At 57.6% G+C, this 16,018-nt stretch carries 15 protein-coding genes, 1 other RNA gene and 1 pseudogene; 6 read left to right on the forward strand and 11 right to left on the reverse strand.

The window, feature by feature from the left end; translation table 11 throughout:
- Positions 1-55: 55 nt before the first annotated feature.
- From EMQ_RS16100 to thyX, 5 genes and pseudogenes are all read right to left on the reverse strand, one after another.
- Positions 56-388, reverse strand: a pseudogene (locus EMQ_RS16100) (DUF6525 family protein).
- Positions 381-1,604: a GTP-binding protein gene (locus tag EMQ_RS16105; RefSeq protein WP_010665916.1), complete on the reverse strand. Its 1,224-nt coding sequence runs from the start codon at positions 1,602-1,604 to the stop codon at positions 381-383. Before EMQ_RS16105 ends, EMQ_RS16100 begins: the two are co-directional and overlap by 8 nt.
- Before the next feature lie 174 nt (positions 1,605-1,778).
- A complete protein-coding gene (locus tag EMQ_RS16110) occupies positions 1,779-2,969 on the reverse strand; it encodes an MFS transporter (RefSeq protein WP_010665915.1) in 1,191 nt (396 codons plus the stop codon).
- A 134-nt stretch (positions 2,970-3,103) separates the two neighbouring features.
- Positions 3,104-3,343, reverse strand: coding sequence for a hypothetical protein (locus tag EMQ_RS16115; protein WP_010665914.1), 240 nt, complete (start codon positions 3,341-3,343; stop codon positions 3,104-3,106).
- Positions 3,336-4,244 carry an FAD-dependent thymidylate synthase gene (gene thyX, locus EMQ_RS16120; protein ID WP_010665913.1) on the reverse strand — a complete coding sequence of 303 codons (909 nt, stop codon included), beginning with the start codon at positions 4,242-4,244 and terminating at the stop codon, positions 3,336-3,338. The genes EMQ_RS16115 and thyX overlap by 8 nt, the downstream gene beginning before the upstream one ends.
- Before the next feature lie 215 nt (positions 4,245-4,459).
- Between thyX and ssrA the strand changes: the two genes are divergently transcribed.
- From ssrA to EMQ_RS16140, 4 genes are all read left to right on the forward strand, one after another.
- Positions 4,460-4,785: a transfer-messenger RNA gene (gene ssrA / locus EMQ_RS16125) on the forward strand.
- Between the two features lie 175 nt (positions 4,786-4,960).
- The gene (locus tag EMQ_RS16130) at positions 4,961-5,497 is read left to right on the forward strand and encodes an SspB family protein (RefSeq protein ID WP_010665912.1); all 537 of its coding nucleotides are present in this window, start codon (positions 4,961-4,963) and stop codon (positions 5,495-5,497) included.
- A gap of 42 nt (positions 5,498-5,539) precedes the next feature.
- Positions 5,540-7,231 carry a fumarate hydratase gene (locus EMQ_RS16135; RefSeq protein WP_010665911.1) on the forward strand — a complete coding sequence of 564 codons (1,692 nt, stop codon included), beginning with the start codon at positions 5,540-5,542 and terminating at the stop codon, positions 7,229-7,231.
- 133 nt (positions 7,232-7,364) lie between these two features.
- The gene (locus tag EMQ_RS16140) at positions 7,365-7,757 is read left to right on the forward strand and encodes a VOC family protein (protein WP_010665910.1); all 393 of its coding nucleotides are present in this window, start codon (positions 7,365-7,367) and stop codon (positions 7,755-7,757) included.
- A 38-nt stretch (positions 7,758-7,795) separates the two neighbouring features.
- Here EMQ_RS16140 and EMQ_RS16145 read toward each other — a convergent pair whose 3' ends face one another.
- A complete protein-coding gene (locus EMQ_RS16145) occupies positions 7,796-8,116 on the reverse strand; it encodes a helix-turn-helix domain-containing protein (RefSeq protein ID WP_018307697.1) in 321 nt (106 codons plus the stop codon).
- A gap of 178 nt (positions 8,117-8,294) precedes the next feature.
- On the opposite strand from EMQ_RS16145, the gene EMQ_RS16150 reads away from it, so the two are divergent.
- Entirely contained in the window at positions 8,295-8,483 is a 189-nt protein-coding gene (locus EMQ_RS16150; protein WP_132012049.1) for a hypothetical protein, read from the forward strand.
- An 80-nt stretch (positions 8,484-8,563) separates the two neighbouring features.
- Here the strand turns inward: EMQ_RS16150 and tyrS are convergent, their stop codons facing one another.
- The gene (gene tyrS, locus EMQ_RS16155) at positions 8,564-9,832 is read right to left on the reverse strand and encodes a tyrosine--tRNA ligase (protein ID WP_010666970.1); all 1,269 of its coding nucleotides are present in this window, start codon (positions 9,830-9,832) and stop codon (positions 8,564-8,566) included.
- Positions 9,833-9,931: 99 nt separating this feature from the next.
- Positions 9,932-10,597: an alpha/beta hydrolase gene (locus EMQ_RS16160; protein ID WP_010666971.1), complete on the reverse strand. Its 666-nt coding sequence runs from the start codon at positions 10,595-10,597 to the stop codon at positions 9,932-9,934.
- 594 nt (positions 10,598-11,191) lie between these two features.
- Here EMQ_RS16160 and EMQ_RS16165 point away from each other — a divergent pair.
- On the forward strand, positions 11,192-12,289 hold the full coding sequence (locus EMQ_RS16165; RefSeq protein WP_010666972.1) for a cysteine desulfurase family protein: 1,098 nt from the start codon (positions 11,192-11,194) through the stop codon (positions 12,287-12,289).
- A 21-nt stretch (positions 12,290-12,310) separates the two neighbouring features.
- Here the strand turns inward: EMQ_RS16165 and hpnK are convergent, their stop codons facing one another.
- The 3 genes from hpnK to hpnI form a co-directional block, all read right to left on the reverse strand.
- On the reverse strand, positions 12,311-13,159 hold the full coding sequence (hpnK, locus tag EMQ_RS16170; RefSeq protein ID WP_026199949.1) for a hopanoid biosynthesis-associated protein HpnK: 849 nt from the start codon (positions 13,157-13,159) through the stop codon (positions 12,311-12,313).
- A gap of 10 nt (positions 13,160-13,169) precedes the next feature.
- A complete protein-coding gene (hpnJ, locus tag EMQ_RS16175; RefSeq protein WP_010666974.1) occupies positions 13,170-14,594 on the reverse strand; it encodes a hopanoid biosynthesis associated radical SAM protein HpnJ in 1,425 nt (474 codons plus the stop codon).
- A 158-nt stretch (positions 14,595-14,752) separates the two neighbouring features.
- Entirely contained in the window at positions 14,753-15,943 is a 1,191-nt protein-coding gene (hpnI, locus tag EMQ_RS16180; protein ID WP_048874192.1) for a bacteriohopanetetrol glucosamine biosynthesis glycosyltransferase HpnI, read from the reverse strand.
- Positions 15,944-16,018 lie beyond the last annotated feature (75 nt).

Here is a 16,018-nt window from a genome sequence, read left to right on the forward strand (position 1 = left end):
GGTAAAGCCCCAAAACCGTGCTCTCCGATGCGCCTGAAAGAGGTTTCGTATCGGCTTACCGTAAAACTGGCACTGCTGCCGCATCATGGGGTAGGGTCATGCCATACGTCTCGCCATAGCGTGCGGCGAAGGCCTCCCGTTCCAGTCGTTCGCAGTAATCAAGATAGCGGAGCAACGCCCGCTCGGCCCGTGGCGTGCGCCCGTAAATCCGTTTGTAGTGTCGCCAGAGGATCATCACGTTGACCGACCATGCGTCATAAGCATGTTCTGTCACGCGCCTGCGGATGCTCACTGGCAGCGCTTCGAAAGCCGCCCAGTCATCCCCGTCTTAACGACGCCACATCTCGTGGCGAAGGGTCCGTTCGTTACTGGTTGTGCTTTCAGGCATCTTCCAGTGCCTCCTGCTGCCCCCAGGTCGGGAAAGGGTCAGGCAGATGCGCGAAGAGCAGTGGATCGAACCGGTCTTCTTTCAGGTCAGGCACAAGGCAGGCGTTCAGGGCGGCGCTGATAGCGGCCTCGTCCATCTCTGCTGTGCCGATAAAGACGATTTCCTGTCGCCGATCTCCGTAAACCGGGTCCCACTTTGAAAAAAGATGGTCGCGCCAATCCGTGTCGTCAGGCCAGTGCTCTTTCGGGATGGTTGCCCACCAGCGTCCGAGCGCCTGTGTGCGCACCAGTGCGCCCGCCTGACCCAATTCGCCCACCCATTCAGGGCGTGTCGCCAGCCAGAAATGGCCTTTTGCCCGGATGACGCCCGGCCATATGTTGTCGATGAAGGTTTTGAAGCGTTCCGGCATCAGAGGACGGCGCGCCCGCCAGACAAAGGTGCGGATTCCGTATTCTTCCGTTTCAGGAATATGGTTCTGAAATCCGAACAGTTCCTTGTACCACAGCGGATGCTTGTGGGCCTTGTCGTAATCGAACCGATGGGTGTCCAGAATCTGTGCGGAGGGGACGACGCCGTGATCCGCTTCGACGATGTCGGCATCGGCGTTGAGCGCCTGAATGATCTTCCAGGCCGCATCACGCTGTTCCGGTGTGGCGCTTGAAACCTTGTTCAGCACGACGACATCGGCGAATTCGATCTGTTCGACCAGAAGATCGACAAGCGCGCGGTCATCGCCTTCGCCAGCGGTCTCGCCACGGTCGTGCAGAAAATCCGTCGAGCTGTAATCTTTCAGCAGGTTCACGGCGTCCACGACCGTCACCATTGTGTCGAGGCGGGCAATGTCGGACAGACTTTCGCCGGCTTCATCACGAAATTCGAAGGTCGCCGCGACCGGAAGAGGTTCCGCAATGCCAGTCGATTCAATCAGCAGGTAATCGAAGCGGCCTTCCTCTGCGAGCCGCCGGACTTCCTGAAGCAGATCGTCGCGCAGCGTGTAGCAGATACAGCCGTTGCTCATTTCGACCAGCGTCTCGTTCGTGCGCGACAGATCGCTGCCGCCACGCACCAGATCGGCGTCGATGTTCACGTCGCTCATGTCGTTGACAATCACGGCGACCTTCCGGCCTTCGCGGTTGTTCAGAACATGGTTGAGAAGCGTGGTTTTGCCCGCTCCCAGAAAGCCGGAAAGAACGGTTACCGGAAGTCTTTCGTCCATGACGGCCTGCCTCCTTCGATAGCAATCTGCTGATTATTATATGTTATGTTATAACATAACAATGCACGGCAGCTATCGAATTGAGATGGATCAGAGGCGGACGATTTTTTGGAAGGAAATCTGCGAACACGAACCTGCATTGGTTCGTGTTCGCAGCGGGATGGATCAAGCGGATCAGTGACTGCTGGCCAGCTTCCAGGGGAAAGCTTTCGGGCTGGCGAGGCCGATTGCGATGCCGAGCACCACGATCGAAAGTGATACAGGCGTCAGCACACTAAACCCGGCAAGTGACAGAATCTGCCCGCCTGTCGCGGAGCCCAGCAGAATACCAACGTTGCTGGCGCTGTTGACGGCCGCTCCAGCAACGTCAGCCTGTGTGGCGTTGGCGCGGATGGCCCCCGACATCACGAACGGCACGATGGCGGAGAAGCCGATGCACCAGATGGCGATAGCGACGACGCACTCCCATCCGCTCAGAATATGTCCGAACATCAATCCCATGCCGACCAGCATCAGACCGCCGGCGCAAAGCAGTCCCAGAGCGGGGCAGCGGTCCACCATCAGACTCGCCATCCACAGTCCGACGATGCTGAGGCTGCCTGTAATGAGCAGAACAACACTGAGATCGTTTTCAGCCACACCATGTTGCAGGAGGAGGGGCGTCACATAGGTGTAGAGCAGATTGTGAGCGAAGAAGAAGACGACGTTTACAAGTATGACGAGGCCGAAATTCCGGAAGGCCTGACGGGAGCGGATTGTCGGAACGCCACCGGGTACGGACGAGGATGGTGCCGCAACCGGCGGCAGTTTCAGGGCGATGAAGACCAGAAGCACAACCGCCAGACCGGTCATGATGAACATGGCGATGCGCCAGCTGGCGAAATGTCCGATCGCAGCTGAACCCGGCACACCAAGGATCGCGCCCAGAGATGTGCCACCATAGACAAAGGAGATGGCGCGTCCGGTCATGTCCGGGGAAACGAGCCGCGCCGCGTAGGCCGCGACGACGGACATCAGCACCGCATGGGCAAGACCGCCGATCATGCGCCCCAGACAGAGGACAAGAAAGGTGGGCGCCAGTGCGACAACCAGATTGGAGACGATGTAACCGCCGAGAGACATCAGCACCAGCAGCTTGCGGTCCATTTTGCCCGTAGCGATGGTCAGCGGCACGGCGCCGAAAGCCACCATGAGGGCGAAGGCGCTGACCGCCAGTCCTGCCTGCCCTTCCTGAATGTGAAAGGCCTGCGCCATGTCCACGAGAAGGCCGACAGGGGCGACTTCACTTGTCAGGGCAGTGAAGGTGCACGCGAAAAGCGCGCACAGACCAACTAGTGTCGAGCCGGAAAGCGATTTGAAGAGCATGTTGTCCTTGAAATGAATACGTACATGCCTGCGGACACAGGACCACTTTCAGCCATAACTCAGAATCAGGGACAATGTTTATATTTTATGTTGATATCCGGGCTGTTTTTACAGAAACGCCCTTCACTGTATCTTTACTGATGTTGTTCGGTCTTGACGTCGTCATGCGTCAGGGAGTGCAGGGTGTTTTTCAGGATCGTTGACGCCGGGAGAGTGTCGGGGCTGGCTGGAAAGGCTAATGTCAGGACAGCCCAGACAATCACAAGGAAGACCGCCGCAATGACAAACGGCGTAAAAGTAGGTCCCTTGCGGACAGGACGCTTTTCGGGAGCCTGCCCGTGAGAAGGCTCGAAAAGCGCATCATTCTCAGCCATGCAGCACCTTCTGGAACTCGTCCCATTCGCGCCGTGACAGGCCGGAATTTTCCTGAGTCACCGTTTCACCTGCGAGCATCTTGCGCAGCAGGACGACCATGGTGGCAGAGAAGGTCACCGCACCAACACGATACTCCTTGAACGCGGCAGCCGCGATCGGCACCCAGGCTTCCAGCATGGACAGCATGACTTCAGCATAGGCACGGATTTCGTACTGCGCGTGCGGATCAATGCGCAGGGACAGGAAATGCATCAGGTTGTGCAGATCCACCTTCCAGTACCACTGGGTGTAGGTGTTCAGTGTCAGATTCATCCGCGCCAGTTCACGCGCCAGTCCCGGCCCATTGTCTGTGTCGAGCAGGTTTTCATAAGTGTCGTAGCAGCGGATAGCGTCGTCACGCAGCAGGTGCATGACCTTTGTAGCCGTCTCGGCATCCAGCACATCACCGCGGCCCTGCCGGTTGCTGGCGCTCTGGGCGGCCATATGCTCGGGTGAGGGAAGATAGAATTCCCGGTCTAGGATCGAGTAGCGCGCAGAATATTCATTCACATTGGCCGTGCGATGGCGAATCCACTGACGGGCGATGAAGATCGGCAGTTTAATGTGGAACTTGATCTCGCACATCTCGAACGGGGTCGAATGGCGGTGACGCATCAGGTAGCGGATCAGGCCGGTGTCTTCCGACACCTTGCGGGTACCGCGTCCATAGGACACGCGGGCGGCCTGCACGATGGCGGCATCGTCGCCCATATAGTCGATTACACGAACAAAACCGTGGTCCAGAACCGGGTGCGCCCTGAAGAGAATCTCTTCCAGTGCGGGCACGGTCGGGCGCTTGGTCGTGGCTGTTGTCTGGCCATGCTCTTCGATTTCGGTGCGCTGCGCGTCGGTCAGGGGCATGGTCTTCCGGCCTTGTGTCTTGGGTCTGAATCGGATGGCTGCGAGGCCCGCAGCACTATGGGGCGAGGGTCTAGCACACGCCGGGGCTGTCCAGACAAGAACTTAGGGAAAAGGGTTTCGATCTGCCTGCAGAACGAGAGATAGATACGATAAAAAGAATGTTTGAACCTGAATTTTCCAATAAGCAGCCGGCTTCCACTTGGTGGCCTTACAAAGACCTTGCGGAAGGGAAGACATACACCTATCTTCGTGGGTGCAGGAGGGTTCGACCCTTGGCTATGGCGATAAACGGAATTTGGAATAAGCGTTGTGGACCCGGGGGCGGTACCCGGCGTCTCCACCAAGAAAACTCCCGGCCAGTCCGGGATTGTGGGGACGAAACAGGCTCGACACGCGTGGTAAAGACTTTCCTTTTGCCCGGCATTGTACCGCCGTCATCGGGCTAACTTACAAGTGCCAACGATAACTCAGAGGTGCTCGCTGTCGCTGCATAAGCGATAAGCGCGGTTCGGGAGGGCACCGGGCAACAGAAGCCCTCCCACCTCAAAGAAAATTCCATTCAGGATGCTTCACCTCTCTGTGACCAGACAGCGATGCAGGTGGGTTGCCTTCCTTCTGCCTTTGCCTCATCCATGCCGCCGCGATAACCTTTCACGGGACAGGTGTGGTATACAGGCGCCGCACTATGGAGCGGGCAGAATACAGGGGATTTTTCCATGACCGACAATCAGGATGGCGGCGGACCGGGCGGCGATCTGCCGGAGAGCATGCTGCCGTATGACGTCTGGATGGAAGACGCCTACCGCGATGTCATGCTGCGTGCGCTCGAACATGTGAGCCGGGAAGGGCTTGCAGGCGGCCATCATTTCTATCTGTCTTTCCGGACCGACTGGCCGGGCGTGGATATTCCATCGCGTCTGCGCGCCCAGTATCCGCATGAGATGACGATCGTGTTGCAGCATCAGTTCTGGGATCTGAAAGTGGACCGTGAACAGCGCTGTGTCTCGGTCGGCCTGTCCTTCGGAGGAGTCGGCTCGATACTCACGATCCCGGTGGCGGCCATCACCGGCTTCGCGGACCCGCATATCCAGCTTTCAATGCGCTTTAACCCGACGGAAAAAGCCCAGCACGAAGCAGAGGTTGCGGAGGCGGAGGCTATTCCTGAACCAGCGCCGGAAGATCTGGCCCCGAAAGGGGACGCCGCTGTCGTGAGTCTCGATGCCTTTCGTAAAAAGGGTCCCAAGCCGAGCTGACGCCGCAAGGCCCAGCCGGACGCCCGATCGGAGACTGAGACGATGACTGCTGACACCACCGCGCCGAAAGCTCCGGCGCAGAAGGCTGCGTCCAAGACACCAGCGATCAAGGATTTTTCCTATGCCCCGCTGTTTCAGCTGGGCAAGGATGAAACGCCGTACCGTAAACTCGATCTCGGTGGGGTCAGCACATCGAAGGTCGGTGACAAAACCATCCTGCATGTCGAGCCGGAAACCCTGTCCGCGCTGGCGGCGGAGGCGTTCAACGATATTGCCCACCTGCTGCGGCCCTCGCATCTCCAGTCTCTGGCCAATATTCTCAAGGACCCAGAAGCGTCTGATAACGACCGTTTCGTGGCGCTCGACCTGCTGAAGAACGCCTGCATCGCCGCTGGCGGCGCGCTGCCGATGTGTCAGGACACGGGAACGGCCATCGTTGTCGGCAAGAAGGGCCAGCGCGTCTGGGTCGAAGGCAATGACGACGAAGCCTTCGCTCGCGGCGTCTACAAGACCTACACGACGACCGCCCTGCGCTATTCGCAGATGGCGCCGCTGACGATTTTTGATGAGAAAAACACCGGTACCAATCTGCCCGTGCAGGTCGATGTCGCCGCCAATCCGGGCGATTATCATCCGGAGGAATTCGATCTTCTGTTCGTCGCCAAGGGAGGCGGCTCAGCCAACAAGACGTTCCTGTTTCAGGAAACGCGGGCACTGATCTTCAACAAGGAGACGCTGCTGAAATGGCTGGAGACCAAGCTCCGTACGCTCGGCACGTCAGCCTGTCCGCCGTATCACCTTGCCATCGTTCTGGGCGGCATGTCCGCTGAGCAGACGCTCAAGACCGTCAAGATGGCCTCCACGCACTATTACGATTCGCTGCCCGACAAGGGGAACGAAAACGGACAGGCATTCCGTGACAAGGAAATGGAAGCCGAAGTCCTGAAGCTGACCCAGAAGCTTGGCATCGGCGCGCAGTTTGGCGGCAAGTATTTCTGCCACGACGTGCGGGTCGTGCGTCTGCCTCGTCACGGGGCGTCTTTTCCGGTTGGCATCGGTGTGTCCTGCTCGGCAGACCGTCAGGCCAAGGCGAAGATCACGGCGGAAGGCGTGTTCCTCGAGCAGCTTGAGCACGATCCGGCCCGCTTCCTGCCCGAGACGACCGACGAGCATCTGGAAGGCGAGGCGGTCAATATCGACCTCAATCGTCCGATGGACGAGATCCGCAAGGAACTGTCGAAATATCCCGTCAAGACGCGCCTGTCCCTGACCGGCACGATGGTCGTGGCGCGCGATATCGCCCATGCCAAGTTCAAGGAACGTCTGGAGAAGGGCGAAGGACTGCCGCAATATCTCAAGGATCATCCGGTCTATTATGCTGGTCCGGCCAAGACTCCGGCGGGGATGCCGACCGGCTCCTTCGGTCCGACCACGGCAGGCCGTATGGACTCGTATGTCGCCGAACTCCAGAAGGCTGGCGGCTCCTACGTGATGCTGGCCAAGGGCAATCGCTCCAAGGCCGTGAAGGACGCCTGCCAGACCTATGGCGGCTTCTATCTCGGCTCAGTCGGTGGCCCGGCGGCGCGTCTGGCCAAGGACTGCATCCGCAAGGTCGAGGTTCTGGAATATCCGGAACTGGGCATGGAAGCGGTCTGGAAAATCGAAGTCGAAAACTTCCCGGCTTTCATCGTCATCGATGACAAGGGCAACGACTTCTACGCCGGTCTCACCTGATCTGCCGATAATCCGCTCTGTGCCGGGGGAGGGCTTGCTTTCCTCCGGCAACGCCGTTCAATAGACATTATGAAAGCGACGCCATGTCCTCGGCGTCGCAAGGCGGATACGCTTCAGAGTAAGGCATTGTCTCATGCGCTTCACCGTTGATCGACTGGACCACGTTGTTCTCACTGTCCGTGATATTGAGGTCTCGGCGTCCTGGTATCAGCGTGTGCTCGGTATGGAACGGGAAGAGTATGGGCGGCACAATCGAACGGCGCTGAAGTTCGGCGGTCAGAAGATCAACCTGCGGCCGGAAGGCATGGAGGGGTGGGAAACCGCACAGTTCGCGTCCTGCGGCACCAATGATCTCTGTTTCATCGCTGCCGTTGCGAGTGAAGATGTCATTGAGCATCTCAAGGGCTGCGGTGTGAAAGTGGTTGAAGGCCCGGTAGCCCGTCTAGGAGCGCTTGGTCCGGTGACATCAGTCTATTGCCATGACCCGGATCAGAACCTGATCGAAATTGCGTCTTATCAGGGGTAGTTTGCGCTGTTTGCGTTTCTGGTCGTGTTTGTGAGGTTCTAGTTGGATTTTACATCCAACAGGTCAGAAATGCTTATTTCCAGAGCCTTGCAAATATTCAGCAATTCCTCGGCGTCAGGTCTTTCCTTGCAGCTTTCGAAAATTTCCAGGCGATCTTTATCTATACCGGAGGCCACGGAAAGCTGCTCAAGCGTTAGATTGCGATCCTGACGCAGTTTTTTCATGGTCGTGCCAATAATTATTGTTAATTGGTTTTGCATCCCATTTTTTCCAATGCTTTTGATATCTCTCGGAAGCGCATAAAGAAGTACATAAGTCGCATGTTTTTTAATAGAGATACATAAAAACATCGCCATCATAAATCTATGTCTTTGGAAACATTTTTACTTCGTCTTTAAAATAAAACAAGAATATTAACGGATTTTTAACGATTTCTGTCCCGAATCGTGTAAAATATTATATAGCGTTTTGAGGCTAAAAAGCTGTTACCGGCAGCTAACGCTTAGTTGTCTCAACCGAATTTTGAAGGCTGCTAGCTTGAAGTATTTTACGAGATGCCTGATTGTTCTGGCTGATGAGGCCTATAAAAAAGGCGATCATAGAATTGCCGTAGCATGCATCAATGCAATTTATCAGTCGTATGATGGAGATACAGATATTGCTCTTCGGGTAATAAATTATCTATCTGATGGCTCTGTTATTTCAGAGTTGCAGGATGCTGCATGACTTATAAAAGAAAAACTCCAGAAATATTATCTATTATATTTCTGGAGTAAGAGCTTCTGGAGAGCAGGAGTTGTGTAAAACTACACGGGCTGCACCAGAATATGATGCTTCTTGCCTGATGAAAGCTTGATCGAGCCGTCTACGGCATCCGCCAGCGAGACGATCTGTCCTTCGTCCTTGATCTGTACATCGTTCACACGTGCGCCACCGCCACGGATCAGGCGGCGTGCCTCGCCATTACTGGTTGCGAGACCCGCTTCCGTGAAAATCCTGAATGCAGGCAGACCCGCTTCAAGATCGGCACGAGGCAGCGTGCGGGTCGGCAGGGCGGTCGCTGTCGTGCCTGCCTCAAAAACCTTGCGGGCTGTTTCTTCGGCTTCTTCTGCCGCCGCGCGACCGTGACACAGGGCCGTGGCTTCCGTGGCGAGGATCTTCTTCGCCTCGTTGATGCTCGCACCTTCAAGTGCGCCGAGACGGTCGCACTCTTCAATTGGCAGATCTGAGAACAGCTTCAGGAAACGGCCAACATCGGCGTCTTCCGTGTTGCGCCAGAACTGCCAGTATTCGAACACCGGCAATTTCGCGGCTGACAGCCAGACTGCACCCTTTGCGCTTTTGCCCATCTTCGCGCCGGAAGCCGTGGTCAGGAGTGGAGCGGTGAGGCCGAACACCTGCTTGCTGTCGGTGCGCCGGACAAGGTCTATGCCCGAGACAATATTGCCCCACTGGTCCGAGCCGCCCATCTGAAGCGTCACGCCGTAACGGCGGTTCAGTTCGCGGAAATCGAAGGACTGCAGGATGGAGTAATTGAATTCGAGAAACGTCAAACCCTGCTCACGTTCCAGACGGGAGCGGACAGAGTCGAAGGAAAGCATCCGGTTGACCGAGAAATGCACGCCTACTTCGCGTAGCAGTTCGATGTAGGAAAGCTTGTCGAGCCAGTCGGCGTTGTTGGCCAGAACCGCATCGGATGGGCCTTCTCCAAACGTCATCATCTGACGGAGACTGCCTTCGATACCTGCGATGTTTTTGGCGATGGTGTCGTCCGACATCAGCGAACGCGCTTCCTCGCGGAAAGACGGATCGCCGATCTTCGCTGTGCCGCCGCCAAGAAGGGCGACCGGACGGTGTCCGTGCTTCTGAAGCAGACGCAGCAGCATGATCTGGGTGGCGGAGCCGACATGCAGACTGTCAGCCGTCGGATCAAAACCGATATAGCCCGTGACAGGTCCGGCGAGCATGGCCGCATCAAGTGCTTCCGCATCCGTGCACTGGAAGAGGAAGCCGCGAGCCTGAGCTTCGCGCATGAAAGGGCTACGGAAATCTGTGGGAGAGGTCTGCTCTGTCATCACCGGTCCTGTTCGTCTCGCGGCGTTGCTTTACCACGAGGGACCGGCGGACGGAACCGCAGGACAGCGCCAGAGTTGCACTGTCCTGCGAAAGTTCGATCAGTCTGCGGCGAGGGCCAGACTGCGACGGGCCATGACGGTGCTGACATGGTCTTCAAGCGCGTCAACGACCTGATCGGCCTGCTTGGCGAAGATATGGTCGGCATCCGGGAAGATGCGGTAATCGACCTGTACGTTCTTCTGCGTGTTCAGCTTGTCCACCAGCTTGTGGATGGCGGGCTCAGGCGCGAGATCGTCCTTGCCACCGGCAATCATCAGACCACCGCAAGGGCAGGGAGCCAGAAAGCCGAAGTCATAATGCGCGGCCGGAGGGGCCACACTGATCCAGCCCGTGACTTCCGGCCGACGCATCAGCAACTGCATGCCGACAAACGCGCCGAAGGAATAACCGGCGATCCAGAGCGCACCAGCGTTCGGGTTGACGGCCTGCATCCAGTCGAGGGCCGCAGCGGCATCGGAAATTTCTCCGATACCACCGTCATAACGTCCCTGCGAACGACCAACGCCACGCGAGTTGTAGCGCATGACGGAAAAGCCCATTTTTTCAAATGAACGATACATCGCATAGGTGATGCGGTTGTTCATGGTTCCGCCGTGCAGCGGGTGGGGGTGGAGCACGAGGGCGAGCGGCGCATTCGGCTCGCTCGAGTGATGGTAACGTCCTTCAAGGCGGCCATCAGGGCCGGCGAACATAACCTCAGGCATTATGTTTCCGCAATTTTCTGGCTTCCGTCCCTGGGCATGACTGGAAACCTGTTTAGAGGACTCTGTCCGGAAAGAAGCGATGCCTCGCATTCCCTGCCGGGTTCGAAATCAAAAACACCCCTGATACCAGAGGTACAAACCGGCTTTTCGGAGACATTCACCTCTTCCGGAAAGCCGTCATAATGTTTTCACTTGCGTGACATGGTGGGACGCTTAATCTAGCACTATTCGGGTCGGAATGTGCGCATAACCTGCGTCAGTCGGGTAAACCGTGCGTTGCACCGGTCGCAATCCTTGTTCCTTTGCGGCGTTCAACAGCCACTCTGGTGTGTCTGGCCGACAGCCTGTCAACCAGAGTTGACTCGGCGGCAGGACCATCCATTATGGTCTCCGGGCTGCGGCATTGCTGCAACATGCGCCGGGCTTGGCGGACCCGATCAATGTTTCCCACGAATCGTGTCCCTTGAGCCACATATAGCGGTTTGAGAACGCAGTTTGCCACATAAATCGTATAATTGTGATCAAAGTCATTGAAAACGGTGGAGAAACCACTCCCGTCCCGTCTTCCGATCCTGAGTGAAAAGCCCGATTGCCATGATTTATCTTGATGCCAACGCGACAGAGCCGTTGCGTCCGGAAGGACGGGAGGCGGCCATGGAAGCGATGGCTGTTGTCGGCAATCCTTCATCGCCTCACAGCGCTGGAAGGCAGGCTCGCGCCATTCTGGATCACGCCCGCCGCAGCATCTCGACTCATCTCGGTGTGCATCCGGACAACTGCATCTTCACCTCTGGTGGCACCGAGGCTAACACGCTGGCCGTGAAAGGTTTGGGAAAAGGACGCCGCCGCCTTGTCGGCGCTACGGAACATGATGCCGTGCGCAAGGCGTCCGATGATGCGGACCGGGTGGAAGTGCTGCCCGTTCTGCCCGATGGGCGGATCGACCTCGCTGTTCTGGAAGAAAAGCTGTCAGACCGGTCTCAGGAAACGCTTGTCTGCGTGATGCTGGCCAATAACGAAACCGGCGTTATCAATCCCATGAGCGAGGTCAGCCGTCTCTGCCGCGCCGCACAGGCGAAGCTGCATGTCGATGCTGTTCAGGCTGTGGGTCGTCTGCCGGTCAGTCTCACTGAGTTGGGAGCGGACAGCGTCGCTCTCTCAGGACATAAATTCGGGGGACTAAAAGGGACCGGTGCTCTGGTGCTGGCTGGGAACGGGCCGGTTGTGGTGCCGCCCATGCAGGCTGGAGGCGGGCAGGAACGGGGACGGCGAGGCGGGACACAGGCGCTGCCTGCCATTGCCTCCATGTCGGCTGCTCTGGATGCTGCTCTGGCGCAGCCTGTCGAACTGAGTGCACTGCGCGACAGGCTTGAGGCGGCGGTTTTGCAACAGGGGGTGGTGGTCTGTGGCGCGGATGCTCCCAGACTGACAAATACAGCCTGCCTTGTGCTGCCTGGTGTTCGCAGTGAGGCGCAACTGATTGCGCTGGATCTGGCCGGATTCTGCGTCTCGGCAGGATCAGCTTGTTCGTCAGGCAAGGTTGGCGGTTCGCATGTGTTGCATGCGATGGGACTGGGTGATCTGGCGGGAAATGCGCTGCGTGTGTCTTTGCCGTGGAACGTAGAAGCCAGTCATATCGATGAATTTATCGAGGCCTACACCATGATGGTCATCCGACGGAAAGCAGACTGAGAGAAGATGTTTCTCCGCCTGTCAGCGGGAAAGATCGCTCCAGCCGATCAGATCGGTATGTGAATCGGCCAGACCGGCCCGAAAGCCGGGACTGCACAGCGCTGCCAGTTCGGCTTCATGCTCATACGTTGGCATCAGCTTTTGAAGCAGTGCGTTCTTGTGCGTGGCGGGGTGGAAATAGATTTCCGAGACGCCATCGGGGAGATGTGCCGCCAGTGCCGCGACCCGGTCCGGCGTCATGTGCCCGCTCCACTCGATGCCGAAACACCAGTCGTTCGTCACCATGCCAGCGGAGCGCGCCTGCCAGCGCAGCAGTCTTGTCCAGTGACGGAGGGCTGCCGCGCCAAAGCTGTCAACATAGGTGCCCGCCGCCATGAGTGGCTCAGACGGTTCCAGTGGCACACGCACGGCACGGAGCCCGTGCCGTTTGCCGCTTTCGATCATCAGCTTCCCGACGGTCGGGTGCAGATGCATGTGCTTGTGGGCATTGGCATGGTCGAGCGTAAGGCCCGTTCGTGCAAAAGCCGCAAACTGTGCCTCGATTTCGGCTGCGAGCTGTTTCCGGACTGCGGGCCGGAAGAAATAGTTGATGCCCAGCTTCAGCTGATCGGACGGAAACTGTCCGTCAGAAGAAACCAGCAGCGGAATTTCGGATGGGGGAAGGACGCACGGCCCTTCGATCACCACCAGATGAAGCCCGACTTTCAGTGTCGGGATTCGTCTGGCGCGTTCGATGGCATCCTCGACCGCAGGACCGGCCATCATCAGGCTGGCTGTGGAGAGAACGCCGTCGCGGTGTGCGATCTCGATGGCTTCGTTGACTTCGACGGACAGGCCGAAGTCATCGGAGGAAATGATCGCGCGCCGCATGGTGGCTGGATCAGGCCGCGTGACGGTCACGCAGGAAGTGGAAGAACTCCACACCTTCACGCAGACGACGCTTCATCATCTGCGGGCTACGCACCATTTCGCTGACGATGGAGGCGATCTTCGGAGCGCGGAAGTAGAACTTCTTGTAGAACTCCTCCACGCCATTGAAGATTTCCGTGTGCGACAGGTGCGGGTAATGCAGCGGAGCCATCTGCACGCCGTTCTCGTCGATCAGCTCAGCGTGGGATTCATCGAACCAGCCATTCTCGATCGCTTCCTTGTGCAGGGCCGTGCCTGGATACGGGGCGGCGAGAGAGACCTGCAGCGTGTGCGGGTTGATGTCCTTGGCGAACTGGATGGTTTCCTGAATAGTCTCCTTCGTCTCGCCCGGCAGGCCGAGGATGAAGGTGCCGTGGATCTTGATGCCGAGCTCGTGGCAGTTCTTGGTGAACTCACGCGCCACTTCGACGCGCATGCCCTTCTTGATGTTGTGAAGGATCTGCTGGTTGCCGCTTTCGTAGCCGACGAGCAGCAGGCGCAGGCCGTTGTCCTTCAGAATCTCAAGGGTCTTGCGGGGCACATTGGCCTTGGCGTTGCAGGACCATGTGACGCCCAGCTTGCCCAGTTCCTTGGCGATGGCCTCGGCGCGGGGCAGGTCGTCAGTGAAGGTATCGTCGTCGAAGAAGAATTCTTTCACCTGCGGGAAATACTGCTTCGCCAGACGGATCTCGGCGGCGACATGCTGCGGGCTGCGCGTGCGGTAGTGGTGACCACCGACCGTCTGCGGCCACAGGCAGAATGTGCAGCGGGATTTACAGCCACGACCCGTGTAGATTGAGATATACGGGTGCATCAGATAGCCGATGAAGTAGTCTTCGATCTTGAGGTCGCGCTTGTAGACCTCCGTCACGAACGGCAGGCTGTCCATGTTCTCGATCATGGCGCGGTCACGGTTGTTGATGATCTCGCCTTCACTGTTGCGATAGCTGATGCCGTCAACGTCCTTGAATTCGCGACCTTCGGCGATTTCCTTGATCGTGAAGTCGAACTCGTTACGGGCGACAAAGTCCACGACCGGTGCCTTGAGCAGGCTTTCTTCAGGCTGAACCGCAACCTTCGCGCCGACGAACCCGATCTTGATGTTGGGATTCACGTCCTTGATCATCTGCGCGACTTCGACGTCCTTGGTGAAGGACGGCGTCGAGGTATGGATGATGACCAGATCGCGGTTTTTCACATCCTCAAGAATCGGCTCCATGCCGATGCCAGCGGGAGGCGCGTCAATCAGGCGGCTGCCTTCGACAAGTGCGGCAGGCTGGGCCAACCATGTCGGATACCAGAAAGATTTGATCTCGCGCTTGGCCTGATAGCGCGAACCAGCGCCTCCATCGAACCCGTCGAAAGTGGGAGGCTGCAGAAACAGGGTCTTTAACATGCGCGAAATCCTTAATCTGGGCATTCGCCGAAACAAAAAGTTGCAGACGCGTATCGCCAGCGGGGACGCATGGCAAGTGTTCGCTGCGGAAAGATGCGTGGTCGAACTCTCAAAAGGCGACTGCCGGCACGACCCTCGGCTCCATGTTCATGAGGGTTTCAGGGACCGTCATTGGGAGAAAGTGGTGTGCCGACAGGCGGAACGGAAGGGGCGACGGCAGGATGGGAGGTGACATGCATGGTATGTCCTCGCCAGTCCACGCGTGACCCGGTCATGCTGCCGACCATGACGGCGGCTGAAAGCCAGTCACGGAAAGGCAGCAGAAGAAGTGGGAGAAGGGATCTCTGTCCGACAGTCCGGTCCATTGCAAACGCGCAGAGCGCCCGAAAGGCCCATCCCCATAGAAAAAATGTCAGAAAAGCAGATGCATGTGGTTGCAAAAGCACAGCGAACGAAAGCCAGAACAGCGGCAGCTGAATGGCGGAAGCCAGATAACCTGCCGGAGCAAGGGCGCGGACCGTCCGTCCCCAGCGCAGTTCGTGGACCAGCAGATCCGTGAACGTGGTTTCAGCGATTGTGGTCCATGTCATGGTTTCAGCAATTGAGATGTCCTGCCCATGAGCGCGGACAAGGCGTCCCAGAATGGCGTCATCCGCGACATGGGACACCAGGGCCTGAAACCCGCCGACCTGTTCGAGAGTCGTGCGGGAGAGAGCCATGGTAGCACCCAGACAGTCCTGTCGTCCCAGATAGCGGGACAGCAGGACGCCGGGCAGGAAATTATGATTGATCTGGCAGGCAGCGAACAGGCGCGGGATGTTCCGGCTGGCAGGCAGCCCGGCATAGATTGTGGTCACCAGCCCTGTGTCCGGCTGTACAAGCTTTTTGACCACCTGTTGCAGATAATCCGGACTCACATGAATATCAGAGTCGGAAATAACCAGCAGATCGTACCGGGCTTTCGGTAGCATGTTGATCAGATTGCCGACCTTGCGGTTGTCGCCATGCTGCGTGCCGTTGATGACAAGGCACATATCAATGTGAGGGTGCCGCTTCTGAAGATGCTCAACCATTTCGATGGCAGGATCATTGGCGCGCTGAACCCCAAAAACAATCTGGAATACCGGATAGTCCTGCGTGCAGAAACTCTCCAGAGCTTCTGCAAGAAGCGGTTCGTCACCATGAAGAGGCTTCAGGATGGTGACCGGCGGCTGACGATTATACGCAGTTGTCGCTTTCTTCTCATTCGAGCGAAAACGGATCACCAGCAATGTGCCGAGTGCAGCCTGAACAGTTCCAGCGATGCCGATGGCATCGCAGAGAATGGCGAGATCATGCAGGAGGGTCATCAGGGCTGCCGGATAGCGGTCATCTGCATCATATGAAATGCTACGGCAGAAAGACCGGTCGCAGGCAGGCTCCGA

This window comes from Acetobacter aceti NBRC 14818 (genome assembly GCF_000193495.2).
Classification (GTDB): Bacteria; Pseudomonadota; Alphaproteobacteria; order Acetobacterales; family Acetobacteraceae; genus Acetobacter; species Acetobacter aceti.

Excerpts from the sequence above, each read along its gene's own strand:
- EMQ_RS16115 (WP_010665914.1), bottom strand. The coding sequence starts at position 3,343 with ATGGCTGAGAATGATGCGCTTTTCGAGCCTTCTCACGGGCAGGCTCCC.
- EMQ_RS16110 (WP_010665915.1), bottom strand. The coding sequence starts at position 2,969 with ATGCTCTTCAAATCGCTTTCCGGCTCGACACTAGTTGGTCTGTGCGCG.
- hpnK (WP_026199949.1), bottom strand. The coding sequence starts at position 13,159 with ATGCGGCGCGCGATCATTTCCTCCGATGACTTCGGCCTGTCCGTCGAA.
- EMQ_RS16145 (WP_018307697.1), bottom strand. The coding sequence starts at position 8,116 with ATGATGGCGATGTTTTTATGTATCTCTATTAAAAAACATGCGACTTAT.
- hpnI (WP_048874192.1), bottom strand. The coding sequence starts at position 15,943 with ATGACCCTCCTGCATGATCTCGCCATTCTCTGCGATGCCATCGGCATC.
- hpnJ (WP_010666974.1), bottom strand. The coding sequence starts at position 14,594 with ATGTTAAAGACCCTGTTTCTGCAGCCTCCCACTTTCGACGGGTTCGAT.
- EMQ_RS16165 (WP_010666972.1), top strand. The coding sequence starts at position 11,192 with ATGATTTATCTTGATGCCAACGCGACAGAGCCGTTGCGTCCGGAAGGA.
- EMQ_RS16160 (WP_010666971.1), bottom strand. The coding sequence starts at position 10,597 with ATGCCTGAGGTTATGTTCGCCGGCCCTGATGGCCGCCTTGAAGGACGT.
- EMQ_RS16140 (WP_010665910.1), top strand. The coding sequence starts at position 7,365 with ATGCGCTTCACCGTTGATCGACTGGACCACGTTGTTCTCACTGTCCGT.
- EMQ_RS16105 (WP_010665916.1), bottom strand. The coding sequence starts at position 1,604 with ATGGACGAAAGACTTCCGGTAACCGTTCTTTCCGGCTTTCTGGGAGCG.
- thyX (WP_010665913.1), bottom strand. The coding sequence starts at position 4,244 with ATGCCCCTGACCGACGCGCAGCGCACCGAAATCGAAGAGCATGGCCAG.
- EMQ_RS16130 (WP_010665912.1), top strand. The coding sequence starts at position 4,961 with ATGACCGACAATCAGGATGGCGGCGGACCGGGCGGCGATCTGCCGGAG.
- EMQ_RS16135 (WP_010665911.1), top strand. The coding sequence starts at position 5,540 with ATGACTGCTGACACCACCGCGCCGAAAGCTCCGGCGCAGAAGGCTGCG.
- tyrS (WP_010666970.1), bottom strand. The coding sequence starts at position 9,832 with ATGACAGAGCAGACCTCTCCCACAGATTTCCGTAGCCCTTTCATGCGC.